Origin of the sequence: Membranihabitans maritimus (assembly GCF_021729145.1) — a bacterium.
Classification (GTDB): domain Bacteria; phylum Bacteroidota; class Bacteroidia; order Chitinophagales; family Saprospiraceae; genus Membranihabitans; species Membranihabitans maritimus.
Genome location: NZ_JAJSLW010000009.1, coordinates 127,115 through 153,981 on the forward strand (window position 1 = coordinate 127,115; position 26,867 = coordinate 153,981).

General features: G+C 37.4%; 22 protein-coding genes. 10 read left to right on the forward strand and 12 right to left on the reverse strand.

The genetic code is table 11. The features are described 5' to 3' along the window. Position 1: 1 nt before the first annotated feature. The 3 genes from LVD47_RS12450 to LVD47_RS12460 are packed head-to-tail and all read right to left on the reverse strand — an operon-like array spanning position 2 to position 4,006. Positions 2-781 carry a Rossmann-like and DUF2520 domain-containing protein gene (locus LVD47_RS12450; RefSeq protein WP_236976518.1) on the reverse strand — a complete coding sequence of 260 codons (780 nt, stop codon included), beginning with the start codon at positions 779-781 and terminating at the stop codon, positions 2-4. Beyond that, entirely contained in the window at positions 778-3,600 is a 2,823-nt protein-coding gene (gene ccsA / locus LVD47_RS12455; RefSeq protein WP_236976520.1) for a cytochrome c biogenesis protein CcsA, read from the reverse strand. Before ccsA ends, LVD47_RS12450 begins: the two co-directional genes overlap by 4 nt. 7 nt (positions 3,601-3,607) lie before the next feature. Further along, entirely contained in the window at positions 3,608-4,006 is a 399-nt protein-coding gene (locus LVD47_RS12460; RefSeq protein WP_236976522.1) for a cytochrome c maturation protein CcmE domain-containing protein, read from the reverse strand. A gap of 279 nt (positions 4,007-4,285) precedes the next feature. Between LVD47_RS12460 and LVD47_RS12465 the strand changes: the two genes are divergently transcribed. Further along, positions 4,286-5,356 (forward strand): hypothetical protein, encoded by a 1,071-nt coding sequence (locus LVD47_RS12465; RefSeq protein ID WP_236976525.1) that lies wholly within the window; start codon positions 4,286-4,288, stop codon positions 5,354-5,356. Here LVD47_RS12465 and LVD47_RS12470 read toward each other — a convergent pair. Then, positions 5,353-5,724: a hypothetical protein gene (locus LVD47_RS12470; protein ID WP_236976527.1), complete on the reverse strand. Its 372-nt coding sequence runs from the start codon at positions 5,722-5,724 to the stop codon at positions 5,353-5,355. The genes LVD47_RS12465 and LVD47_RS12470 overlap by 4 nt on opposite strands. An 8-nt stretch (positions 5,725-5,732) precedes the next feature. Beyond that, the gene (gene nhaD / locus LVD47_RS12475) at positions 5,733-7,046 is read right to left on the reverse strand and encodes a sodium:proton antiporter NhaD (RefSeq protein WP_236976529.1); all 1,314 of its coding nucleotides are present in this window, start codon (positions 7,044-7,046) and stop codon (positions 5,733-5,735) included. A 393-nt stretch (positions 7,047-7,439) separates the two neighbouring features. Here nhaD and dusB point away from each other — a divergent pair, with 393 nt between their 5' ends. Genes dusB through LVD47_RS12490 form a run of 3 tightly spaced genes read left to right on the forward strand, consistent with a single transcriptional unit; the run spans position 7,440 to position 10,383 of the window. Further along, complete coding sequence (gene dusB, locus LVD47_RS12480; protein WP_236976531.1) at positions 7,440-8,435, forward strand: tRNA dihydrouridine synthase DusB; 996 nt, start codon at positions 7,440-7,442, stop codon at positions 8,433-8,435. Positions 8,436-8,455: 20 nt separating this feature from the next. Beyond that, positions 8,456-9,910: a CCA tRNA nucleotidyltransferase gene (locus tag LVD47_RS12485; RefSeq protein ID WP_236976533.1), complete on the forward strand. Its 1,455-nt coding sequence runs from the start codon at positions 8,456-8,458 to the stop codon at positions 9,908-9,910. A 20-nt stretch (positions 9,911-9,930) separates the two neighbouring features. After that, complete coding sequence (locus tag LVD47_RS12490; RefSeq protein ID WP_236976535.1) at positions 9,931-10,383, forward strand: FKBP-type peptidyl-prolyl cis-trans isomerase; 453 nt, start codon at positions 9,931-9,933, stop codon at positions 10,381-10,383. A gap of 605 nt (positions 10,384-10,988) precedes the next feature. Here the strand turns inward: LVD47_RS12490 and LVD47_RS12495 are convergent. After that, a complete protein-coding gene (locus LVD47_RS12495) occupies positions 10,989-12,026 on the reverse strand; it encodes a hypothetical protein (RefSeq protein ID WP_236976537.1) in 1,038 nt (345 codons plus the stop codon). A 39-nt stretch (positions 12,027-12,065) separates the two neighbouring features. After that, entirely contained in the window at positions 12,066-12,620 is a 555-nt protein-coding gene (locus LVD47_RS12500) for a hypothetical protein (protein WP_236976540.1), read from the reverse strand. Positions 12,621-13,652: 1,032 nt separating this feature from the next. On the opposite strand from LVD47_RS12500, the gene dnaK reads away from it, so the two are divergent. From dnaK to LVD47_RS12515, 3 genes are all read left to right on the forward strand, one after another. Continuing rightward, a complete protein-coding gene (dnaK, locus tag LVD47_RS12505) occupies positions 13,653-15,578 on the forward strand; it encodes a molecular chaperone DnaK (RefSeq protein ID WP_236976548.1) in 1,926 nt (641 codons plus the stop codon). 250 nt (positions 15,579-15,828) lie between these two features. Beyond that, positions 15,829-17,487 (forward strand): CTP synthase, encoded by a 1,659-nt coding sequence (gene pyrG / locus LVD47_RS12510; RefSeq protein ID WP_236976550.1) that lies wholly within the window; start codon positions 15,829-15,831, stop codon positions 17,485-17,487. After that, a complete protein-coding gene (locus LVD47_RS12515) occupies positions 17,465-18,001 on the forward strand; it encodes an RNA methyltransferase (RefSeq protein WP_236976560.1) in 537 nt (178 codons plus the stop codon). The genes pyrG and LVD47_RS12515 overlap by 23 nt, the downstream gene beginning before the upstream one ends. An 88-nt stretch (positions 18,002-18,089) precedes the next feature. Here the strand turns inward: LVD47_RS12515 and yajC are convergent, their stop codons facing one another. Both yajC and LVD47_RS12525 read right to left on the reverse strand, forming a co-directional pair. Then, positions 18,090-18,404, reverse strand: a complete 315-nt coding sequence (yajC, locus tag LVD47_RS12520; protein WP_236976562.1) for a preprotein translocase subunit YajC — start codon at positions 18,402-18,404, stop codon at positions 18,090-18,092. 16 nt (positions 18,405-18,420) lie between these two features. Next, complete coding sequence (locus LVD47_RS12525; RefSeq protein WP_236976571.1) at positions 18,421-18,894, reverse strand: DUF1573 domain-containing protein; 474 nt, start codon at positions 18,892-18,894, stop codon at positions 18,421-18,423. 19 nt (positions 18,895-18,913) lie between these two features. On the opposite strand from LVD47_RS12525, the gene LVD47_RS12530 reads away from it, so the two are divergent. Then, on the forward strand, positions 18,914-19,471 hold the full coding sequence (locus LVD47_RS12530) for a shikimate kinase (RefSeq protein WP_236976573.1): 558 nt from the start codon (positions 18,914-18,916) through the stop codon (positions 19,469-19,471). An 801-nt stretch (positions 19,472-20,272) separates the two neighbouring features. Here the strand turns inward: LVD47_RS12530 and LVD47_RS12535 are convergent. Further along, positions 20,273-21,808, reverse strand: a complete 1,536-nt coding sequence (locus LVD47_RS12535) for a S8 family peptidase (protein WP_236976575.1) — start codon at positions 21,806-21,808, stop codon at positions 20,273-20,275. A 150-nt stretch (positions 21,809-21,958) separates the two neighbouring features. On the opposite strand from LVD47_RS12535, the gene trxB reads away from it, so the two are divergent. Further along, positions 21,959-22,891 (forward strand): thioredoxin-disulfide reductase, encoded by a 933-nt coding sequence (gene trxB / locus LVD47_RS12540; protein WP_236976577.1) that lies wholly within the window; start codon positions 21,959-21,961, stop codon positions 22,889-22,891. 26 nt (positions 22,892-22,917) lie between these two features. Beyond that, the gene (gene fbaA / locus LVD47_RS12545) at positions 22,918-23,994 is read left to right on the forward strand and encodes a class II fructose-bisphosphate aldolase (RefSeq protein ID WP_236976579.1); all 1,077 of its coding nucleotides are present in this window, start codon (positions 22,918-22,920) and stop codon (positions 23,992-23,994) included. Between the two features lie 20 nt (positions 23,995-24,014). Here fbaA and LVD47_RS12550 read toward each other — a convergent pair whose 3' ends face one another. Next, entirely contained in the window at positions 24,015-25,370 is a 1,356-nt protein-coding gene (locus LVD47_RS12550; protein WP_236976581.1) for an alginate O-acetyltransferase AlgX-related protein, read from the reverse strand. 3 nt (positions 25,371-25,373) lie between these two features. After that, on the reverse strand, positions 25,374-26,531 hold the full coding sequence (locus LVD47_RS12555) for an MBOAT family O-acyltransferase (RefSeq protein ID WP_236976583.1): 1,158 nt from the start codon (positions 26,529-26,531) through the stop codon (positions 25,374-25,376). Positions 26,532-26,867 lie beyond the last annotated feature (336 nt).

A 26,867-nucleotide genomic window follows, 5' to 3' on the forward strand; every position in this document is an offset into this window, starting at 1 on the left:
CTCAAATAAATTTGGTAATATAATCAGCCATTTCTCTATAAATTGCGCGAATGTTGCTATCATAGTTTTCCAGAAAATCTTCGTGCTTGTAAATAATGTCCCAATCTCTTCGTATAGCAGGACCTGTTTGAGCTTCAGCTGGGTTCAATGTTTTTATTTTATCAGCTGTTTCATAGATTAATGGTTTTAAATTATCAAACGAGATATTAAAATCTTTACACAATTTGTGGCTGATACTATACATTGCATTAACATAATTGCACGCAAAAATAGCGGCAATATGCATTGATACCCGTTGATCGTCGGAAATAATATCTACCCTTCGTGATATTTTAGAAGCCAAATACCTGAGTGCTTCTTCACTATAGGAATTGCCTCCTGTGATAAAAAAGGGGATTTCACTATAGTCTACATCTTTATTACTTGAAAATGTCTGAAGTGGGTAAAATACGCCGTAGTTTTCGAAGTAAGGTTTTATGACGGTAGAGGGAATACTTCCCGAGCAGTGGCAAACAATAGTTTCCGGTGAAACAATATCTTCTATCCGTTCCAACATCTCTATGATTGCTTCATCTTTCACACAGACGATTAAAATCCTTACATTCGCAACAGATTTTAAATCCTGTGAGTAGGGAACCCCTTTTACCTGAAGCGGACCGGGAACTATACTTCTATTATAAACTTTAACGATGTCTTTTGCTTTCGATGAATGTAAAGCTATCGTCAAATGTTTTCCTACATTTCCATGTCCTATAATCCCTATTGTATTATTCTCAGTCATTTTGCATTTGATCTTCGTACATATAAGGATACGAAAAATCCACTTAACATCAGAATACTACCGAGCCAAAATAAATTAATCCCTGGAAATACGATCGCCTCAAGAACCAGAAAATCATTTCTGGGAACATCTTCAGCGATTCGGATTGATACCGGCTTATCGCGCCAATGGTTTTCGCCTATAGCGAATTCCATTTTGCCTGTCGCCGGATCTATATGTACAAAATTGGCGGCTAATCCACTTCTTGGTTTATAATCTCTTATATAGTGAGGACTATTTCCACGAATAATAAATACTGGTTCCAGAATGTCAGTGATGTTTTCATTTCTGTCTCGAATAATTAATTCCGCCTGAACAGCTATATCCCCTTCCTCTGACTGATATTCCGGATGACTAATTTCCTTATTCAAACCGTTGAGTGTTATTGTATAAGGACTAAAAGGAATGGTTTCTCCTTTTGTAAGAACCACTTTGTGATATTCAAGATCCTCGTCCTTGGGATATAAAATATTTACAAATGCATCCCCCAGCCTTGCTTTGACTTTAAATTCATTAAATCGGGCCGGGTAGTGGGCTACAAATTTATGTTCTTTAATAGCCAGGGTCGGAATTGCCAGGTGGGAAATGTTGTTTTCGGGATCTTCAAAAAGTAAGGTTGCGCCTATAGCAATGTCTGATGAATCCCTGGTGTAGTCTTCGTGAAGCCGATTAAAAGAAATATCCTTTAAAACAGCTGTGTGTCTTCTTAGGAATACCGTGTCACCAATATTAATATTGTATTCCTCATAGTAAAGACTATCTTCCAGTTTTCGTGCCTCATTCGCATTCATGACATCCCTTGGCAGCGCTTTTATAGCCGTAAATATATCTTTACCCAACCTTCGGTCTGTAGAAGGATTAAAGGAAACGACTTCTGTAAAATCCTGATTATAAACGGCTGACGGAGATAACTCAAATGAATCTACCGGGTTGCCTTTCTGATCTTTTTCAACAAATTTAATTTGATAAAACCTTTCATTTCTCATCAGTGTATCCTGATAAAAAATGGCATCATAGTTACTCATTGCCATTGGTACATCGTCAAAAAGCATGATATTCTTTTCGGCCATCTCCTGGTCTGCTACTAATTCCCGCATAATAAAGGGATTGGTAGAAATGTAGTGTTTTTTGAGACCGGAAGCCATTACACCCCATATCATTATGGCAAAGCCTATATGAGAAAGAACGGAAGACAATTTTTTAGCATTGGGTTTAAACCCTACAAATAAAAATGCTGCATTCGAGAGAAGACCGTATGTAGCTGCATAAATAAGAAGGGCATAACCTATTCCCTGTCCCCCGACCCATTTCAGTCCGAAGTATGCAATAGGAATAGAAATAAGTAAGCTTATTCCCAGTGTTTTACCTATTTTTTTAAGTCTATTCTTGAAATTTTTCTCTTTATACCGGAGGAATTGTGAGGTCCCAGACATTAATCCGATTAGTACGGCGATCCACATTTGATATTTGTTATAATGGGCTATTGGATCCAGTGGGGTAGTCCTGTGATATTGACTAAGGTCTTGATTCAATAGGTTGCCGACAAAATCTATTATTTTATTAAATACCGGGATACTGGTAGTAAATGTTATCAGGATAGTAGACAATATAAGCACAAATGATCCCAGGTACATCCAGAATTCCCTGGACCAAAATGGTTCTTCGTCTTTTTGGGTAGGAATTAGTTTTCGCTTTCTAAAGTACGTAAAGACCGTTAATCCCAGGAAAAATAAGATAAAAGAAATAAGTTGGGTCTCCATACCCAGTGAAGTAAATGCATGGGCAGAACTTTCACTTGTGAGACCGCTTCTTGTCAGGAAAGTAGAATACAGGACCATTAGAAAAGTAAGGGCATACATCAAAAAGCCCAACTTGTATGACCGGTTTACGCTTTTAGACACTACATTTGCATGAATTCCCGCTACAATTAATAACCACGGCACCAATGAAGTATTTTCCACCGGATCCCATGCCCAATATCCACCAAATGATAGTGCTTCATAGGCCCATGCACCACCCATCAAAATTCCTATACCCAGGATACCACCTGCCCACAAGGCCCATTTTAATCCAACCGATACCCATTCTGTAAATTTATTCATCAGTATGGATCCGGTGCTTATGGCAAAAGGTACACTGCAGAGGGCAAATCCCAGAAACAGGGTAGGAGGGTGGATGACCATCCAATAGTTTTGGAGTAAAGGGTTTAATCCGCGTCCATTAATTTGCGATAAATAATTCGGGTCTGAAAATATTGGAGCTACATTTTCTTCCCGTAACAAATTAAAAGGCGAACTACCGATCTTCCCGTCACCTACGACAAACCCCAATACCATACTACTTAAAAAAACCTGTATTAGTGCCATGATCCACATCGTACTCGATTCCCATTTGGAGGAAACTTTTATAAATACAATGCTTACTATAATTTGCCAAAAAGCCCAAAGGAGAAAACTCCCTTCCTGGTCTTCCCAAAAAGCGGAAAACATATACTTGAATGGGAGGCTGTCCGATACGTGGTCATAGACATAATTATATTCGTAATGTCTACCGAGCATAAGACCAAACAGGATAACTATTGCCCCAATGATGCTTATACCGTGAATATAAAATGAATACCTCCCCAGTTTTTTCCAGCTTTCCGAATCTTCTTCGTTTCGGGTAGCTGCAAAGTAGGAAATAGCACTCACGATCGCTGCTACAAAGGCAGTTATAAGCAGGTAATGACCCAACTCCCCCGGCCAGAGAAGTTCACCTATATACTCCACATTTTCTGTCATAGATTAATCAGGATTGATTTTCAGCTCTTAAATACACTTCTTCTTCCTTATACTTGGATGGGCATTTTAATAAAATATCACTGGCCAAAAAGTTTTCACCTTCCATTTTGCCCGTAACTACAATCTGTTCCGACATTTCAAAATCCTGCGGTTTTGCCATATTCAATACGACTTTACGCGTGATCCCGTCTTCGTCAGTCGCATAAAAAGAAAAATAATTAGGGTCTTCTTCAGGATTGTAATAGATCTCTTTGTCTTTTGCCAGTTGACCAACAATTTTTACCTCAGAAGTGGAATTAGTTGCATCCTCAAAAGATGCATAAGATGCAAAATCCTTTGATGCTGTAAAAATTAACGTCAAAGCAACCACTAAAACTCCTATTCCTGCTATATGAATTTTTCTCATGATATTTTATCATTTCCTTCCCGCAAAGGTACAATGAATTAGTTAATTACAGGAAGAACTATCTTATAAAAAGCATTCGTTAATCGTTAATTTGGTCTTAAAAATGAGATCCTCATGCAATCAATAACCTCGAATCAAATTGCGCTGATGCTGCACAACCTGTTCCCCTTTATTAAAGTCCTTAAAATTGTTAACATCCCACCTTTGAAATTGTTATCCAGTGGATTATTTAATTGAGAGGATAGTTTGTTACAAAAAAAAATCGTTAATTCGTTTCATATGATTGATATAACCGAGTTCGAAATTAGAATTGATAAAAGCAAGTTTTCCAAATGGATAACAGATACATTCGCGGACAAAACCAATTGGATGGTAGCTGATGTAAATGGAGAAATGGGTTTTTCTGTAAAGGAAGTGCGGTGGCCTTCTGGAGAGAATGATCGTAATGTAATCGATGACTTTCAAATTTCGGGAACTTTTACATTTGTAAACACTGAATTGGCGGTGGCCGTGGAGGGTAGCATCGGAGTAGTTATAAAATGGGAAAAAACCAGAAAAATAATACCCTTTGAACTCCGAGATCTTGTGCTGGGGGATGATCTTATTGTTATTGTAAACGATACCAGCATAAAATGTTCAAATACATTAAATATTCTAGCTGCAAAGTATAAGGATCAATTACTGAAAAATGCGGAAAATGGAATTAAACGAATGATTAGTCATTTTCTAAAGGAACTGTATTTGGCTGTCGATAAAAGCTTTTGGGGATATGATACCTATGATATTTCCCTGATTTTAGTGGAGAATACTAGAGATTTTATGGTATTATCTGCTGATTTTACAAGGTTAAAAGAGCCGTTACCCATATTACCGGTACCGGCATATATGGCTGGGATGAAAATAAATGTTCCTACACAATACATGATCAATATTGCCTTGGAAAATGGTCCCGGGGTTATAGAGGTACAAAATCAACAGTTTACTTTGTCAACTATAGAAATACTGGATACCAATCTAAGTAAGATAATTCTTGATCAGGTGAATGGTAAAAAGAAAGTAAGCGTTATTGGTCACATAGTTATCTCAGATAAAGGAATCATAAAGATAAAAGTGGCGAATCTAACAATTGAAGGTATTGGGTTTTTTCAAAAGGCTATTTTCTCTTTATTCAAAGGCATTATTACTTCTAAAATTGAAGAAAAAGAAGTAGATATACTATCATTAGTAGATATACAAAGAAGGAATATTGAAGCTAAGTATTCCTTTATGACCTTGCCTTCATTAACAAGCTGGAAATTCTTGTTTTTTTCAATATCTCCCGATTATACTAGTTTTTCAATGGGCATTTAGCGAATAAAGAGTACTTTCCGTTGGGATGCTGGATCTATAAGTAATAATTCCAGACTATCGTTGGAAAATTTTAATATCTCAATTTTACGGACATTTTTTACTGTATCCGTTCCTTTCTCGAGATTTAAAAATTGATCCTTAATATAATATGATCCTTCTTCAGATACCTGTCCATTCGAAAACTTGTATTCGGGATAATTAAGATCCAATTCAATTTTATTACTTAGTTGGTGTTGGACCGAATCCCCCGAAACAGAAATTGTATTGGCCTTCCATTGTCCCGATAATTCTTCACCCATTTCCGAATCACTACACGAAATGGTCAACACAAATATTGACAGGAATATACAAGTAAAAATAATCTTCATATACGCAATTAGTGGAATAATGCCCCCAGGAAATGGTCTTCTATCAGTATAAAACCACAACCTGCAATAAAGCCTATAGCCGCAAGCCAGGTTATTTTCTTCAAGTACCAAATAAAACTAATCCTTTCCATTCCCATCGCAGCAACACCAGCAGCTGAACCAATTATTAGCATACTTCCACCTGTACCGGCAGAAAAGGCTATAAAATGCCAGATATCATGGTCCAGTGGAAGCGTGTACATACTCATAGATGCAGCTACTAATGGTACATTATCAATAATGGCCGAAAATACCCCGAGAAATATTGCTACAAATTCTCTATTGGGAATAATTTTATCCAACCATTCAGCCAGGTTTTGCAATAATTCAACCGACTCAAGGGCTCCCACTGCCATTAAAATCCCCAGGAAAAATAATATACTGGACATCTCTATGCGCGATAAGGCTTTGTGTGCTGAATAAAGATGCCTTTTATCTTCGTTAAAGTCTTCTTCCGGGTGGATGTATTCAGAAACCAACCAAACAACACCCAAAGACAACATCATTCCGAGATAAGGTGGCAAGTGAGTAATGGTTTTAAAAACGGGAACAAATACTATCATAGAAAGTCCCAGTATTAATATTGTCCTGCTCGAAAGTAGCTTTTGTGTATTTTTTGATTCTTCTTCATCCAGATCCGTTTCATTCAATTTTCCTTGAAAAGCCGGAAGGTATGATGCTACAAATGTAGGAACGGCCATACAAATTAATGAAGGAACTATGAGTTTTTCAATAAGCATTAAGGTACTTACTTTATTCCCAATCCACAACATTGTAGTTGTGACATCCCCGATAGGAGACCAGGCTCCGCCGGCATTTGCTGCAATGACGACCATACTGACAAACCATAGACGATCATTTTTATCAACGACCAATTTCCTGAGTAGGGTGACCAATACAATAGTAGCTGTTAAATTATCAATGATGGCAGAAAGAATAAATCCCAGTCCACATACTATCCAAAGTAGTTTCTTTTTGCTTTTGGTGGTTACCAGATCTTTTAATATGTCAAACCCCTGGTGTAGATCAATAATTTCCACTATTGTCATTGCGCCAATAAGAAATATAAGAATCTCTGACGTTTTACCCAGGTGATATAATAGCGTTTCCTTTAATGAATGCGGTTCACTATGGATAAAAGTATCCATATGGCCAAGTGATAATAATGCCCACGTAATTGATGCCATGAGCAAGGCCGGAACAGTTTTGTCAAGTCTTAACGGATGCTCAAATACGATAAGTAAATAACCTATAACAAAACAAGCTATAACAGCAGAAATCATTCCTATTTAATTTTGAAATCTAATTGTAAAAAAATGCTAAAGAAAGAAAAATATTGAATAATACCGTATGAATGACACAAAAAAATTATTAAATAATTGAAAATTCATTTGGTAAACCAAAGGTCCAATATACAGTAAATTTATTTTCTTTTGATATGAAATAGGTACTCTAATTTTCTTCTAATTAATTTTGGTAAGGTAAATACAGATCACTGTCAGAAAGAAAGCTATCTGCCGAGCCCTGATTCGTGTTACCATGCAATAGGTAAGACGTAATAAATTTTCATGGTGAATGAATATTTTACATATCGGTGACAAAGAAGGTGAAGAAGTGTTGACAGAAGCAAATTTTTTTCTTTAAAATTTTTACTTTTGCAATTGAAAAAGTAAAATATGACAAAAATCGGTAATCTAGAACTACCTGATTTCCCATTATTGTTGGCTCCCATGGAAGATGTATCGGATCCACCATTCAGGGCTTTGTGTAAAGAACAGGGGTGTGACTTGATGTATACCGAATTTATTTCCGTAGAAGGCCTGGTAAGAGATGCTCATAAAAGTGTTCAAAAGCTTGATATATACGATAATGAAAGACCTATTGGTATTCAAATTTTTGGAAGCGATGAAGAACATATGAGAAAAGCGACTGAAATTGTTGAAGAAGCCCAACCGGAGATTTTAGATATTAATTTTGGATGCCCTGTCAAGAAAGTGGTCTGTAAAATGGCGGGTGCTGGTATTCTTCAGGATATTCCCAGAATGGTGAAGCTTACGGAAACTATCGTCAGGTCAACCAATTTACCAGTTACCGTAAAAACAAGATTGGGTTGGGATGATTCTACTAAATATATCGAAGAGGTTGCAGAACGACTTCAGGATGTGGGAATTAAAGCTATAAGTATCCATGGAAGGACGCGTAAACAAATGTATAAAGGTGAAGCCGACTGGTCCCTTATTGCTAAAGTGAAAGAAAATCCCAGAATCCATATTCCTGTCATTGGGAATGGTGATATAGATAGTCCCCAAAAGGCGGTAGAATATAAAAATAAATATGGAGTTGACGGTGTGATGATTGGTAGAGCAAGTATTGGAAATCCCTGGATATTCCGCGAGATCAAGCATTATATAAATACCGGGGAATTATTGGATCCACCTACGATTGAGGAACGAGTCAATGCGGCTAAAAGACATCTTCAATTTTCCATTGAATGGAAGGGGGAGCGGCTTGGAATTCTGGAAATGAGAAGGCACTATACCAATTATTTTAAAGGCCTGCCGGGTATAAAGAATTACAGGAATTTATTGGTAAATGAATTGGAGCCTGAAGTTCTTTATGGAATTCTCAATGAGATTAAAGAAAATTATTCAGAAAATACTGTCATTGCATAATTTTGAGAACAGATACATTGATGAGAATCGCACTCCGGGAAGAAGAAGTAGCTCTATTCAGAAATATCGCAAAGTGTACTGTCGAATTAAAGACAAGGGCTTTTGTCATTGGAGGATTTGTCCGGGACCGTTTACTGGGGCGTCCTTCCGTGGATATTGATATCGTGTGTGAAGATAACGGGGTGGAACTTGCTAAACTCTTTGCTCGTAAAATAGGAATGGAAAATCAGTTGTCCACCTATAGTAAATTTGGGGTAGCTATGGTCAATTATGGCCCTTATGAAATTGAATTTGTCGGGGCACGGAAAGAATCGTATTCCCCTGATAGCCGCAAACCTTTTGTAAGCAGGGGGACATTGGAAGACGACCAATGGAGAAGAGATTTTACGATTAATGCATTAGGAATCTCGTTAAATGATTTGCATTCGAATTCTAATGATACATCCGAAGGGCCAATTGAAGTGGATGTTGTAGATCCTTTCGATGGAGTATTAGATGCTGAAAATAAGATCATTAGAACACCTGCTGATCCCGACCAGACGTTTTCGGATGATCCCTTGAGAATGCTCAGAGGTATTCGATTTGCTTCCCAACTCCATTTTACAATTGAGGAGGCTACGTTGGCATCAATACGTAAAAATGTGGGTCGAATTGACATAGTAAGTAATGAGCGAATCAGTGCGGAATTTAATAAAATAATGGCTTCGGAATCCCCTTCTATCGGATTGATATTACTGGAGGAAACAGGTTTAATGACACATATTTTGCCCGAATTGTCAGCGATGAACGAAGTAGAATTTAAGAATGGGAAAGGACATAAGAATAATTTTTACCATACGGCTGAAGTCGTGGACAATGTAGCAAAGAATTCAGAAGATTTGTGGCTACGGTGGGCTGCCTTGTTGCACGATATTGGAAAACCCAAAACGAAAAGGTATGAAGAATCTGTAGGTTGGACCTTTCACGGACATGAAGTGGTAGGCGGAAGAATGGTAAAACCTATTTTTCGAAGAATGAGATTACCACTGGATCATAAAATGAAATTTGTTCGCAAATTAGTTCGTCTTCACCTGAGGCCGATTGCGCTTGTAGATGAGGATACAACGGATTCAGCAGTACGCAGATTACTTTTTGAGGCAGGAGAAGATATAGATGATCTTATGATCCTTTGCGAAGCCGATATTACGTCCAAGAACCAGGGGAAAGTAGCCAGGTACCGTAAAAACTATGAGCGTGTGCGAGAGAAGATGCTTGAAGTGGAGCAAAAAGATCAATTGAGAAATTGGGAACCTCCCATTGATGGAGATATAATTATGAAAACGTTTGACCTGAAACCTGGTAAAACGGTAGGAATAATTAAGACAGCGATACGGGAAGCGATATTAGATGGAAAAATTGGGAACACATTTGAAGATGCCCATACGTTTATGATAGAGAAAGGCCTGGAGCTGGGTTTGCAGCAAAGGGAAGCTTAATAAACTATTTAATTAAATCAATGAAATTAGCAAATTTACTTTTTTTATCCCTTGGATTTTTGGTGTTTACCTCTTGTGAAAAAGAGGAAACAATAGACCGTGTAGCGCATGACGATGAAATTATTATGGATTATCTGAGTACCAACAATATCGATGCTACCAAGCACCAATCCGGATTGTACTACCTTATTGAAGAGGAAGGAAATGGGGAACACCCTCATTCGAATAGTTTGGTGACCGTTGACTATCAGGGGTATCTATTAGACGGAACCGTTTTTGATTCTGGTCGAATCGAGGGACAGAATTTGCAAGGATATATTCAGGGATGGGTTATTGGAATTCCACTTTTTTCAGAGGGTGGCAAAGGGAAGTTGTTTTTGCCCTCATATTTAGCGTACGGGAGCAGGAGCCAGGGACCTATTGCTGCGCATAGTGTATTGGTTTTCGATGTTGAGCTTATCAATTTTAAATAGTTTGGGGTTCCCTTTACTACCAGTAACTAAGTGAATATTGGGGTTGAATTCATGGAAACTGTACATTCTTCAGTTAATACGATGACAAATTACGTTTCGTTATTATTTTTTTATTTGGTAAATACTATTTTCAAGATGGTATTTACCAGGTTATCTGTTTCCGGATCAATTATTAAATAATATTGACTCCGGTTTGACGGTATATTTCAAACTTGAGATTGCGTTCTTTTACGACGGTGGAATGGGAAAGAATTTAGCAAACTAATGACGCCGTGACAGTGAGTTTATATTTTCAGGATCATTACATGCAATATGGAAGCCGGGATGGAGTTCCGTATCGTTCCCTATTATGAAATCCAGGGGAATTAAAGCTTGACATGTGGTCCATTGATCCAGTGCTTCAGCCCCCAGTAACAATACAAATTGGTGTTTATCATCGGATGTTTATTGACAGGATGAGGTGACATAATATATGGGATCCCATGTATAAATTCCCATTTACCTTCCCATGATTATTAAATCCTCTATAGAATAATTGGGTAAATATTTTATGCTTGTCCCTTTAGTACTTAAAATTTTTACCCCTTGAAATAGTTTTATAAATTCTAATCAAACAAACCTTCGTATGAATTGTCCGAATCCTTGCTGTCTGATTTTCGCTCAATTTTAATTCTTTCTTTCCTTTCGCTATTGAGGTCAAAAAAGTCTTCATCTTCATTAGGTTGCCCATCTCCCAATAACATTATTGAACTTTTTTCTTCCCATTCTTCAAGCATCTTTAATCCCTGTTCTTCAAATACCCCGTTTTGCAGATCTACAGAATCCATTACGGAGGATGACATCTCCATAAATTGTTCCATTTCACCTACTTTATTAGCAAGGTCATCTGCAATGTTTTCCAAAGCGGCATCAAACATCTCGCGTTTGCTGCCGGAGCCTGATATAATATCCATGGCATTCTTCATAGCTCCATAACTTGTCCTTATGGCTTTGCGTTCTTGCTCTTTGAGTTTTACCTGGTCTTTTGTGTCTTCGAGTAGAATTTCTGAATTGCTATACATTTTGGATAGAACCCTGTAAAGCACATTCATTTTTTTGAGAAGAGCATTATATTTTTGGTTACTTTCTTTAAGTCTGGCAGCTTTTCGCGATGCTAATAGGAGTTGGTTGTCCTGGCCCATTTCCTTGGCTTTTTGTGCCAGGAGCATGTTATTTTCTATTTCTTTGTCATTATCTGACATTAGGTTTTTGAGCTTTCTCATTTGTCCTCTGAGGGCTCCTATTTGCTTGCTCATTTTCTTGAGATTGTCTTCCAGATCCTGAACATAACTTTTCAGTATGCCTATTGGATCAATTTGCACAAATAACCCCGTGACCCAACGCATTATACTTTTATACATATACCATACAAGATTTCTCATACGGGGATCTAAAACCATATATAATAATACAGCAATTGCTATTATAATCAATGACAAATACAGGACATTGGAGAAAAGAGCAACGATAGCGGCCATATTTGACACAATAAGATAACCGGCCCCCAGTAATATCCCTCCTAGAAAAAGGGCCCCTGTAATACCTTCCGGTTTTTTCCAGAATGATTTTGGTTTAGCAGTTTTAAATGATTGCAATTCAGACATATTTTCGGTATAATTTGAATCCTTTTATAAGGACCTCAGTTAATCAATGTTATTTTCAAAAAGTTCTATATCTTTTTCGATCCTATTGGTAATGGTAGACAATGCTTCCTTGAATCGCTCGCTGGTATCTTCTATTTTCTTTTGGGCCTCCGCGGTATCCTGATCCAATTTACTTAATTTATTTTCATGTTGTTTGAGGTTTTTATGGAGGTTTTCAATTTCTTTTTGGATACTCTTTATTTTTTCTTCCAAAGTAGCTTTTTGTTTCTTTTTGGAATGAATTTTAGATTCAATTTGCTTTTCAAGAGCAGTATTGAATTGATTAAATTCATTTTTTAATATCGAAAGATAATATTCTGCACTTTTTATCAGGCTATCCTTATTCAACCCCACTGTAGAAGCTGTGGCAAAAGCTGATTCAATGGCTATTGACTCTTCTATCTTCAATTTATTTAAACGGATCATTGCCTGTTTAAATTCCAGGTAATCAAATCCCGGTTTGTTATTTTTTTCTATTGCTTTCAGAAGAAATTCTCTGGATTTTTCATCCAATTTTTTTTGATCGTCAAATATTTCTACAAGGTTAATGCTCATATTATTGGTTAATTTAACAATTTGCCCTGACTATTTAGTATTCGCTGTCAAGAAACATTATATGTAATAATAAATATATTCAATTTTATAAACACATAAACTTATGGATTTAATACTATTGTTTTATATACGAGGGCTAAAAATTATATTAAGCGTTCCTTTTTTTGGATTAATGACTACTATTTGAAAGCGGCCGTGTGAAAAGTAATGGGGGAAAGTAAGGCAAATATGTACATTTGAATAGCAATCAAGAAGGAAGTAGGTATAAGTCAGTCGCCTTGAGTTTTGTGATTACTTTTTGCTTTCGTTGAGTCGTTTGACTAGCGATTACGAATGGGTTGTAGATTCAATTTAGAGCAATGGGAACAACGAAGATCCTTGATTTTATTATTGTTGAGGATTTTCTCTACTCCCAGTAGAGGAAGTGCCTACAGGTTAAAATGATTTTAGTTGGCAATATATTGGTTAACGATTGGTCTGGCCGGTAAATTTATACCGTGCTGTGAATATTAAATTATAGCGATCCCAAATCTAATTGTAGGAACCCCCGGTTATTAGGTCTAATTACCAACAATAAAATCTATAATTTAACCTGAATTAATGAAGAATTGATTCTGTAATTTTTTTTGCGAAAAAACCAATGTCCAGGACATCATTTTGTGGAAATCAATTCCAGAATCAACGATTGTACTTGTTTGCCTCTCTGGGTTTCCACGCAGGGTTAATTATACTTCGTTCCTTGTGCCACCACTAAAGCTAAAGGCGGCACTCCGTCGGAGCTTTTATTTTCTCTGTCGATCAAACGTTAAATTAATCATTGGAAATGCCAATACGGTGTCATGCGTTCTAAATGCTTCGATGAAATATTCACAAAATAGTGACTTTTTGTCATGGGGGGTTGAATAAATGACAAGGAAATGGGGGAAATTTAGCGTTGGAATGTCAAAATGTACTTATTCTTTCTACTGGCATTTATATTGCATTAGTAGGATTGTAATTAACATTTGAATAAATCTAAAATATTTAAATAATATGGGAAAAATTATCGGAATAGACTTAGGTACGACCAACTCATGCGTAGCTGTGATGGAGGGTAATGAACCGGTGGTTATTCCAAATGACGAAGGTAGAAGGACGACTCCCTCTGTAGTAGCTTTTCTTGAAAATGGAGAGCGAAAAGTAGGGGATCCTGCAAAACGTCAGGCTATAACCAATCCTCATAAAACCATTTCATCCATAAAACGGTTTATGGGAGCACGCTATAAGGAAATGCAATCCGATGTGCAGGACATGTCGTATGAATTGGTAAAAGGGGATAACGATACTGTGCGGGTAAAAATAGACGATCGTATGTATTCCCCACAGGAGATTTCTGCGATTATCCTTCAGAAAATGAAGAAAGTGGCTGAAGATTATTTAGGACAGGATGTAACTGAAGCTGTAGTTACGGTACCTGCCTATTTTAATGATTCACAGCGTCAGGCGACAAAAGAAGCCGGAGAGATTGCAGGGTTGGATATTAAAAGGATTATTAATGAACCTACTGCAGCTGCCTTGTCCTATGGTCTTGATAAAAGTGACCAGGATCAAACTATTGCAGTATATGACCTGGGAGGTGGAACATTTGATATTTCCATCCTCGAATTAGGCGATGGTGTTTTTGAAGTAAAATCTACGAATGGTGATACACACCTGGGAGGTGATGACTTCGACCGTGTACTAATTGACCATATGGCTGAAACTTTCCTGGAACAAGAAAACATGGATTTACGAAAAGATCCTATGGCTCTTCAACGGTTGAAAGACGCTGCAGAAAAGGCGAAAATTGAATTATCTTCTTCTACAGAAACAGAGATTAATTTGCCATACGTAACGGCAAAAGATGGTGTCCCCAAACACCTGGTTATGAAAATCAGCCGTTCCAAATTTGAACAGTTATCGGATAGCCTGATACAAAGGGCATTGGAACCATGTAAAGCTGCATTGAAAGATGCAGGTTTGTCTACAAGTGATATAGATGAGGTAATTTTGGTTGGTGGGTCTACACGTATTCCAAAAATTCAGGAAACTGTAGAAAATTTCTTTGGTAAGAAGCCCAATAAGAGTGTTAACCCTGATGAGGTAGTAGCTATTGGAGCAGCCATTCAGGGAGGTGTTTTGAGTGGAGATGTTCAGGATGTATTGTTATTGGATGTAACACCTCTTTCTTTAGGAATCGAAACCATGGGGGGGGTATATGATGTAGTAATTGAGTCAAACTCCACAATCCCTATTAAAAAGTCAAAAGTATATTCTACGGCTGCTGATAATCAACCTTCTGTAGAAATCCATATCCTTCAGGGTGAACGACCAATGGCGAATGACAACAGGACTGTAGGGAGGTTTATACTGGATGGTATACCACCTGCACCCAGGGGTACTCCTCAGATCGAGGTGACTTTTGATATGGACGCGAACGGCATACTTAATGTTCATGCCAAGGACAAAGGGACCGGTAAAGAGCAGAAAATTCGAATCGAAGCTTCTACAGGGCTTTCTGAAGAGGAGATCGAAAGAATGAAGAATGAGGCTCAGGCCAATGCGGACGAAGATAAAAAGATCAAGGAAAGAGTTGATAAGTTGAATGCTGCGGATGCTACTATCTTTAGTACCGAAAAACAGTTAAAAGAGTACGGTGACAAAATACCAGCAGATAAAAAGTCTGAAATTGAATCTGCACTTGCTGACTTGAAAGAAGCGCACAAAGCTGAGGATCTGGATAAAATTGATGCGGTAAGTGAGAAATTAACGGCTGCATGGACTGCTGCCAGCCAGGACATTTACCAGGCAACGAATGGAGCGAATGGAGGACCGGAAGCAGGAGGTGAAAATCCTGGACAAGGTGCAGGATCTGATCAGGGAAGCAGTGAAGATGATGTTACCGATGTAGAGTTTGAAGAAGTAGACGAAAATAAGTAACTGACTTTATATTCAGCGTTTGAATTTACCTCACTTCATGCGAAAATCGAAAGTATTCTGTGATAGAGGTAATATTTTGAATTGAGGGGGTTACGTCAATAAAATAAACTTCGTCAGATAATTTTTAAAGGTGTTGGCAATAGTGCCAACACCTTTTTTATTGGTGGATTTCAAATTAATTTTGTCGTCTTATCTAATCTATGAATTAGTTTACCTAACTTTGCATTCCGTAACATTACAATCAATAATTATGACTAAATATATATTTGTTACGGGTGGAGTTACCTCTTCCTTAGGTAAAGGAATTATTTCAGCTTCTCTAGCTAAATTATTGCAAGCCAGAGGATTGAAAGTTACTATTCAAAAGCTGGATCCCTATATAAATGTTGACCCGGGAACAATGAATCCCTATGAGCACGGGGAGTGCTACGTAACCGATGATGGGGCTGAAACAGACCTGGATTTGGGGCATTATGAGCGTTTCCTTAATATATCGACATCCCAGGCCAATAATGTCACTACGGGTAGGATTTACCAGAATGTGATAACCAAAGAACGCGCTGGAGAATATCTAGGAAAAACCGTCCAGGTAATCCCACATATTACAGATGAAATCAAGCGGTATATCCGTGGTTTGGAAAAAGAAGACTATGATATTATTATTTCCGAAATAGGAGGTACGGTAGGGGATATAGAATCTCTTCCATACATTGAAGCTGTTCGACAGTTGCGAAACGAACTTGGAAAACAAAATGGTATCGTCATACATCTTACTCTTATTCCGTACTTAAGTGCAGCGGGTGAACTAAAGACCAAACCGACCCAGCATTCCGTCAAGGAGTTATTAAATTATGGTATCCAACCTGAAGTTCTGGTATGTCGAACTGAGCATCCACTAACTGAGGAAATTCGGCAAAAGTTATCTTTATTTTGTAATGTAGATAAAGGTTCTGTCATAGAATCCAGGGATGCACATACGATTTACGACGTTCCTTTGCTGATGCTGAAAGAAAATTTGGATACTACAGTGTTGGATAAACTGGGACTTGAAAAAAATGATATTCAAGACCTTACAGCATGGAAGAAGTTTTTAGGAAGGTTGAAAAATCCGTTGCATGAGGTTAGGATCGGTTTAATTGGAAAGTATATCGAATTACAGGATGCATACAAATCGATATATGAATCTTTCGTTCACGCCGGGGCGGAGAATGAGGCGTTGGTAAATGTCGAAAGTATCCATTCTGAGGACCTGGAAGAAGAAAATTTCGAAAAGAAGCTTAAAGGGCTTAATGGGATTTTAGTAGCTCCTGGATTTGGTGAACGAGGCATCGAGGGTAAGTTAAAGGCTATTCAATATGCAAGGGAGAATAATATTCCGTTTTTTGGTATTTGCCTGGGAATGCAATGTGCAGTAGTAGAGTTTTCAAAAAACGTTCTTAAGCTTGAAGATGCTAATTCCGGGGAGATTGATGAGAATGCTAAGCACAAAGTTATCCACCTGATGGAAGATCAAAAAAATGTCAAAAACAAAGGTGGAACGATGAGATTGGGTGCATGGCAATGTCATTTATCGCCTGACAGTAAAGTATTTACCGCTTATCAAAATGAAGTGGTATTCGAAAGGCACAGACATAGGTATGAATTCAACAACGAGTACCGAAATCTATTTATAGAAAAAAATTTTAAACCTGTAGGGATTAACAAAGAAAAAGACCTTGTCGAAATTATAGAATTGGAAGATCATCCCTGGTTCGTTGGGGTCCAGTTTCATCCCGAACTAAAAAGTACAGTGGAAACACCCCATCCATTATTTGTTTCTTTTGTCCAAGCTGCTATTGACAATAAAAAAGGCAAAAATAATAAAGACCAATTAAAGGAAGTCAACGATGCGCAAACTGAAGTTGGATGAATTGAACAGGATTTCTGTAGATGAATTTCGCAGTAAAGATAAAAATCCTGTTGTCGTGGTTCTGGATAATATCCGCTCAGGTGTAAATGTTGGGAGTTTTTTCAGAACATGTGATGCTTTTTTAATTGAGAAGTTATGGCTTTGTGGTTATACCCCTTGTCCCCCTCATAAAGAAATATTCAAGACAGCCATTGGAGCGCATGAATCCGTCGAGTGGGAATCGATGCCTCAAGTTGGCGATTGCATAGAACAGTTAAAAAGTGAAGGATATTATTGTGTGGGGATAGAACAAACAGATCAATCGATTGAATTGCAAAGCCGGACGGAAGTAAAATGTCCTACGGCCCTTGTTTTTGGGAATGAGGTTTCTGGAATATCTGATAACATCCTTGATTTACTGGATGAAGTATGGGAAATACCCCAATACGGAACCAAACATTCCCTTAATGTTTCAGTTTCCGCGGGAATTATTATATGGGATGTAATAAAGGAACTTTTACAAGCCAGGAATTGATCAATCGGGCAGAAAACTAAAACCTATATTAAAAGATAATTATTTAAGAAATATTATTTTTAATATAGGTTTATCCTGAAAATTTATATTACAGTTTCTTGCCGTGCTCCGTGCCTTCCAGGGCATCTGTCATTTCTTTTGAAATAGCGCTCTTCATCACTTTTATAAAGGTCTTGTCTCCCAATTGAAGAGTGACAATATTGTCCTCAATTTTATTAATGCGGCCGATTATGCCGGATCCGGTTACGATTACTTCTCCTTTATCCAGTGAACTGGAGAATTCTTTTTGGGCTTTTGCTTTCTTTTGCTGGGGACGCATAAATAAAAAGTAAAAAACTAATGCCATTCCTATTAAGGGAAGCATTGAGATTATTGGATTGGCGTCTGATTGTAATACTAACATATTTTTTCTTTTACATTTAACTTTTTACAAAACCGTGCAAATATAATAAGGTTCTCGTAGGGAATGTATTCCCAATAACATTTATTGATTTATTTTGATACCCTTTTCTACCGGTGCTATCAAAAGTAACTTCTAATTTCCCACTTTCCCCCGGTCTTATAAAATCCTTTGGGTAATCAACGGCAGTGCAGCCACACGAAGTCCGGACGTCATAAATTAACAAAGGTCTTTTACCGATATTTGTAAAATTGAAAATCTTTGTAATCCGATCACCGTGAGATATGGTGTCAAAGCTGACTTCCGTTGCTTGGAATTGGACTTTAGCTACATCTGTAGTATCAATTGCTTTGTTTTCATCCATGGGTATGCTAATCGATGAAGAAATATCATTAGCGGCTTTATTTGTTTCTGATTGATTTGAACTATTTTTACAACTTGTAAAGACCGTTGTAATTAGCAGTATTAATAATATATTGCGGTTTAAAATCATTAGAATTTTATTTGCGAATATGAACAAAGCTCCTATTGTTTTTTTAATTGGCTTTATGGGTTCGGGAAAAACTCATCTGGCCAAACATGTATCCGGAATTTTGACTGGTAAAGTTATCGAAATGGATTCAGAAATTGAAAAAAAGTACGGAGCAAAGATCAAAGATATCTTTAGTGAAAAGGGGGAAAGCTATTTTCGGGAATTGGAAAGAGAAGTATTGTATGAAATTATAGCCACTAATATCCATTCCACTGCGCCGGTTTTAATTTCTACGGGTGGAGGGACCCCGTGTTTTTATGACAATATGGAAGTAATGTCAGGTGCCGGGACCACTTTGTATTTGCGTCCATCAAATATAGTATTACTACGGAGACTTGAAAAGGAGAAAGAGGAAAGGCCATTGATCCGGAATAAAACCCGGGATGAAATATTAGAGTACATAAAACAAAAAGTTAATGAGAGAGAAAAATATTATTTAAAAGCAGATATTGTTTTTAATCCTGTAAATCCGGATATTGGGAATCTGGCCCAGTTGGTAAAGGAAATAATTTATTCTTCTTTTCCATACTTCGGATGAGATATAGTAGGAGGATATTGCTCTTTTCATATACGAATTCATATGTAATTTAACCTGAGTTCGACGAATTTTTAGGATTCAGAGCACTTGAGAATAGGGAGATTCGACTAAAAGGCGGGAATACATAGTGGACTATTTAGAGCCCCTTTTAGGAAGAAGATGACTGTTTTCAAGTGGTGTTCGATAAAGTAAATTCTCAAGCTTGGATCGAGAAGCCGAATCTATTACGTTCCCTTCCTTTGCATTATCCCGATAAAGCTTCAGGAAGCTGCCTTGTATATTCACCTTCCGCTCCCTCTGAACCTATAACTATTCGTCGAGCTCAGGTTAATTTAAAAAGGTAGGTCAAAAGAATGGCGTAAAATAAAAATGATATAGGTAGGTAGAGTGGTTGGGGTTTTCCAGGTAATTTGAGATTTTGTAATGAACGCCACCAGAACCTGTCCCTATTAAATGAGTTTAATCTTTGATCATTGTTTGGAAGCCTTGTTATTGGAGGGAAACGAATGAGGTAAAATAATTTTGGAATTTTTGTCTTTTAGAAGCTTTACCGAATTGACGGGCAGTAGACAAATTTACAACGAATTCTTTTTGTCGTCGTTTTAACCCTAACCCGGGATATGGTATTTTTCAACTTCCGATGTTTGCACAAAGGGTGAATATAACGGAAGTTCAACTAATAGTCTCCTGGGCTAGATCATCACTTCTTCACCAAAGCATCGATAACTAATTTCACTGGCAGATAATATCATAATTATTGTAGAGACTGAATGTATATCTATTCCTGGAAATTGAAAAAGATCAATTGAGGTATTCCATTTTATTCAATAGCGCTTCGAGGGCACTTGCAGGTTGAATCAAAGGGCCACTTTCCCGTTTATTTTTGGTGGGGATTGATGTGAATTTTAGAATTTCAAATATTCCTTCCGGCGTGAGTTCGGGATGGAATGCCTTTAAAATAGCTACTGTGGAGGAGACATAGGGAGCAGCCATGGAAGTTCCATTTAGAGACTTGTAGGAGTTATTTTTAAAGGTGCTAAGAATATTGACGCCAGGGGCTGAAAATCCCCATGGAATATCTTCCACATGATTAGAAAAAGAAGCTAATTGCATATTTTCATCAATAGCGGAAATACAAAATACCCCTTCCACATTGGCCGGTGTAAATCCGCCCGCACTGCTACTGCTATTGCCCGCACTTACTATTACGGCAACATTTTTTTGCCGGGCGTAATCAACAGCCGCTTTATAGGCCAGTTGCTTGGCATTGTCACTAATTCCTCCCAGGGAAAGCGATAAAACATCAGCACCGTCATCTACAGCTTCGATCATTCCTTCAATTATCTTCGCCTGGGTACCAAATCCAAAGGAGTTAAGCACTTTTATTGATTGTAGTTCAATAATGTCATCATAAAAAGCAAATGAAGATATCCCTTTGTGATTATTTGTCCTGGCTCCGATAATGCCCGCACAATGAGTCCCGTGCCCTACGGGGTCAGTGCCATTATCGGAATTATTCGAAGTCACTGCATTTTGAAGATCTTCGTGATTACTTTCAATTCCGGTATCCAAAACAGCAACTTTTATTTTTCGTTTAATTTTGTCTTGATTTCGTATGATTAATTGATGCAGTTTTTTGGCATCCAATGCATTTAATGCCCATTGCTGGGAGGCAAGCGGGTCATTCGTTAGAAGATTTTTGGAAGGACTACTTTTAGCGGTGGATTCTAAGGGCGCTACGGAGACTTCATCATTATACTCTCCGTAGGTGATAAGGTCTCTCGCATAAAGTTCCTTAAGTAATTTGGTTTTATTAGGGGAGTATTCATCAGGAAGGTCAATAATATAAAACTTATCGATTTCCATATCAGGTTCTTCCGGACTGAAAGCTTTTATGATACTTCCATTTTGCGGCTCCAGTAATTTTTGTATTTCATCTATATTATGCAACTCAACTTCTACCAAAAGTTCTCCTTTTTCCATCATTTTTTGAAGGTCTGCGGGCATTAACTTAGGAGGAAGATGAATATTAAAGATTTGTAAACAAAGAAATATACTTCCCGCAATGGATAATATGAGTGCTATTTTATTTCGCTTAAATAATTTAAAGATTACTCCGAAAACACCCAGTAAAATGAGGTTCTTGGAAAAATAGAGATATTTTAAGGGTCCGAATCCATTGAGGAAATTGACGGCAAAATTAGATGCCAGAAAAGCAAAAAATATCAAACCGAATAGCAAGCTCAATTTCCTACTTTGCGAAAATAAAAACCACAGCCCCAAAAAACCAACTGCGGGTATAAACGTTAGTATGTTGAAATTTAATATATCCGGCATATAATTAATGCATAGTCAATATAATAAACAATGAAAGTAAGAATAGATTCGCAGATTGATGAAAAATGAGAAATCTTACACGAAAAAATCGACAAAACGTAAGATTCTAACGATTTATTTTAATTTTACACACTCAAAAATACAGAATTTATGGACGTGAAAAAATGTGTGATCATCGGGTCCGGCCCGGCGGGATATACAGCAGCTATTTATGCAGCTAGAGCAAATATGGATCCGGTTATGTATACAGGAGCAGAACCGGGCGGTCAATTGATGATCACTACCGAGGTAGAGAACTATCCCGGTTACCCCGATGGTGTACAGGGACCCCAAATGATGGAAGACTTTAGAAAACAAGCAGAACGTTTTGAAACAGAAGTTAACTACAATATGGTACAGGGGGTTGATTTTTCTGGTGATGTACATAAATTGACCCTGGATAATGGGGAAGAAGTGTTGGCACATTCGGTTATTATTGCTACGGGGGCTAGTGCCAAATGGCTTGGGTTGCCGAGTGAAAAAAAGTTTATGAACAAGGGTGTATCTGCATGTGCTGTTTGCGATGGTTTTTTCTTTAAAGGAAAAGAAGTGGCAGTTGTAGGTGGAGGAGATACAGCAGCAGAAGAAGCCAGTTATTTATCCAAGCTTTGTCCGACGGTCCACTTGTTAGTGAGGAGGGATGAAATGAGGGCTTCTAAAATTATGCAGGAAAGAGTTTTGAATAGTAAGGCAATTAAAGTACATTGGAACACGGAAGCCCAGGAAATTATAGGAAATGGGGAGGTTACGGGGATGAAAATCGTTAATAACCAAACACAGGAGACTTCCGAAATACCCATTTCAGGTTTTTTTGTAGCTATTGGTCATACACCTAATACGGGCATATTCAAGGATCTTCTCAAAATGGATGAAAGCGGATATATCCTGACGGAAGGCAAAAGTACGTTGACCAATATACCGGGTGTCTTTGCCAGTGGTGATGCCCAGGACCATGTGTACAGGCAAGCGGTGACGGCAGCTGGTACGGGTTGTAAGGCTGCTCTGGATGCTGAAAGATACCTTGTGAGCAAAGGGATATTGTAAATTTAATGATATAAAAATAACTACAAATGGGTCAAACAAAGTTTAGAACGGGTGTATTACACGGTGATGAGGTAACGGAATTATTTGATTATGCCAATACCAATGATTTTGCATTACCTGCAGTAAATGTAATAGGAACTAATTCTATCAATGGAGTTATGGAGACGGCCAGAGACCTGGAAGCTCCTGTAATTATTCAATTGTCAAACGGGGGAGCTTCGTTTTATGCGGGAAAGGGTATAGCTAATTCCGATCAAAAAGGTTCGGTTTACGGTGCCGCTGCTGCTGCTGCTCACGTTCATTTACTGGCTGAACATTACGGTGTCACTGTCGTCCTTCATACGGATCATTGTGCTAAAAAACTATTACCATGGGTAGATGGTATGCTCGATATAGGAGAAAAGTATTTCGCTGAAAAAGGTCAGCCTTTGTTTAGTTCCCATATGTTGGACCTTTCTGAAGAACCTATTGAAGAAAATATTGAGACTTGTGTTACGTATTTGGAACGAATGTCAAAAATTGGCATGACAATAGAGATAGAATTAGGAGTTACCGGTGGAGAAGAGGACGGTGTAGACAATACGGATGTTGATAGTTCCAAGCTTTATACCCAGCCGGAAGAAGTAGCATATGCCTATGAAAAGTTGTCTGCTGTTTCGAACAGGTTTACCGTGGCAGCTGCATTTGGTAATGTCCACGGGGTATATAAACCGGGAAATGTAGAATTAAAACCCGTAATTCTCAAAAATTCACAAGAATATGTGAAAGAGAAATTCGGCTTAGAGCAGGACCAGCCCATTAACTTTGTATTCCACGGTGGAAGTGGATCTTCATTGGAAGAAATTAGGGAAGCGATAGGGTACGGTGCTATTAAAATGAATATCGATACCGATTTGCAATGGGCCTTTTGGGATGGAGTTCGTGGTTATGATGCCAAGAATCATGATTATTTGCAAGCTCAGATAGGGAATCCTGATGGTCCTGATGTTCCGAATAAAAAGTTTTATGATCCACGCAAGTGGTTGCGTTCCGGAGAGGATTCCTTTAGAAAAAGACTTACGCAGGCTTTTGAGGATTTGAATGCAGTAGGTACGAATAAGTAATGAAGAGAAAATATATTGAATCATTCAGGGGAGACTTTTAAATAGTCTCCCTTTTCTTTTTCCTGGCGGACCATATATTTTGCATCTTCTCTGATAGCCTCTTCAATGGAGATATTTTTGCTTTGTGCTTTTTTAGTAACTTTCTTTAACCATTGGGGTGTTTCCCTGATAGCATTTATATAGAAGTTGATTCTTTCTTCATTCTTTTGAAGCTGTAAGTCATCGAAATTTGGGTAATAACAATCAAATAATTGTTCGATAAAACCGAAGGCAAATTTGTAAAGATTAGCGTCGGTAGAGAGTAATAAAATAATGTCATTCTTTTCAACCTCTTCTTTGAGATTAATATCTTTAACATTCAATGGTTCCTTGGATTTTTTGGGATATATGTCTTGATTGTAGAACCAAAATTGGCCGTTGTTAAAGGCATCCCTGGAAATACCGTAATTAAACATTCCCCAATAATAACTATCGGCCACTGTCAAAACTTTCGGTTGATTGGTATGTGGAGTTTCAATCCACTTAAATTGAGGATACCCCATTTTAAGATCCTTAATGTCGAATAAAATGTTCATGCCTTTTTCAATGTCATCGTCGGTATCTCTCATTTTCCGGGAAGTTTCGATTCTTTCAATGGCCATCTCAGGGATTATGAATTCCTCTTGTATCGAATTGATGTATTTAATAATGGAGTCTGCTGCTACAATTTCTCCATATTTACTCCAATGAATGCCCGTTTTTGGGAAAAGCGGATAAGAAGATGTATCCTTCATATTTCGAAACCAACCATTGAAATCCAGAAACTTTATATCTGACTTCTGTAGTTCTTCTCTATATACTTCATAATTGGTTACTCCGTGTGCAATAGTATCGTATGGTTTTGGAAAGAATTCCGGATAGAAACTCCCTTTCCCGGGGGCAAAGAGAACAATTAAGTCTATACCTTTCTTTTGAAGGGTATCGTTCAACATTTGAATTTTACCTACTTTGCCTTTAATTGAATCCCGACCTATAAAATCGCTGCCTAAATGAGCCCTGATGTAGTTTTTGGCATATAAATATTTCTTTTTGCCAATAATGATTCCATTCGCCCTCGCTTCATTATACAATACGTAGTGGACTTGATTGTATATCCTGACAAAAAAACTCCGGAATCCAATATTTTCATCAAAATATTCCTGATAATTGTTTTGATACTCCCCATTAAACCAACTACGTACGGAGAAATCGGGTTTTTCCAGTTTGTCATATGAACCCTTTAATGGGCCAATATTTAAGATCCCGGTATAATATTGGAACAATGGCAGGCAAAGCAATATGAGAAGGAGCAATGATAATTTCTTTTTAGATTTAATATTTTGAATAGCTGCCATCATACGTTAAAATCTAAAGTAAATAAATGGATTAAATCCGGAAGAAGTCAGGGAGCTTATGGAAAAAATGAGCAAAAAAATGGCGAGGATTGATAAAAAGACATGATGTATAAATACATATTTTTTCTTTTTAAAAAAGAAAGCTTCTAATTTTTTCCCTAGTCTGAAAGCTACTAAAAATGAAAAAATCGTAGCAGCCGAAACTGTTATGCCAAATTTGGGATCTATATTGAGATCCCAGGTTTGATTGAAAGAAAATAAGGTTTTCAGGAAAATAGTGATCTCATTTATGGATTCCAGCCTGAAAAATACCCAACCTATCATTATGACGAAAAAAGTAAAAATGATGGAGGGAATCTTTCCTGTTTTTTTTAAAATTCTAATGAGAAAAAGCCGGTCAAGTATCAAGAATATACCATGGTATGCTCCCCAAATCACAAAATTCCAGGCGGCACCATGCCATAAACCCGATAAAAGGAAAACGATCCATAAATTTAAATACAAACGGGATTTGGATGATACCCTGTTGCCTCCTAATGGAATGTATAAATAATCACGCATAAATGCACCCAATGTAATATGCCATCTTCTCCAGAATTCACTTACGCTTTGCGAAATATAGGGAGAGTTGAAATTTTCCGGGAATTTGAAGCCGATCATTCTCCCGATTCCGATAGCCATGTCGGAATAACCGGAGAAGTCAAAGTATATTTGAAAGGTATAGGCGATCAGACCCAGCCAGGCCATTTCCATACTTAATTCAGATAAATTACTGTCAAAAATGAGATCTGCTTGTTTTGCCATTACATTGGCGATCAAAACCTTTTTTGCCAGTCCAATAGCGAATCTATAAAACCCGCTGAGTTTATCATCGATTATTTCTTTTCGATTGGTGATTTGATCTGCGATTGAATTAAAACGGACAATCGGACCGGCGATCATCTGGGGGAAGGACATAATATATAGTAAATAATCGGATACTTTTTGAAGTGGTGTTTGTACTCTTCGATAAACATCTATTGAGTAGGTTAATGTCTGGAAGGTATAGAACGAGATACCAATGGGGAGTACAACGGCAGTCCATTTCAGCTGGGTATACCCCAGGGATTGGAGGACTTCGTTTACATTGGAGACGAAAAAATTGGCGTATTTAAAATAGGCCAATAATCCGAGATTAATAAATAGTGATATAATTAATAACAATTTACGATGGTTAGCATTTTGACTCAAATAGAGCCTTTGGACGATATAGTAATCAAAAATCGTAGAGGTAATAATAACTAATACAAATTTGGGAGCTCCCCAGCTGTAGAAAAAAATACTGAAAGCTAGTATTATATAGTTTTTATATTTTCTATTAACAAGGTGATATGTTAATAAGAAAATAGGCAAAAAGTACAAAATGAACAGGTTGCTGCTGAAAACCATTTTGCAAGTGTAATAAATTTGCTCTTATTTATCAATTAAATTTTTATTTACGCAAAATTATTAGTATAATAT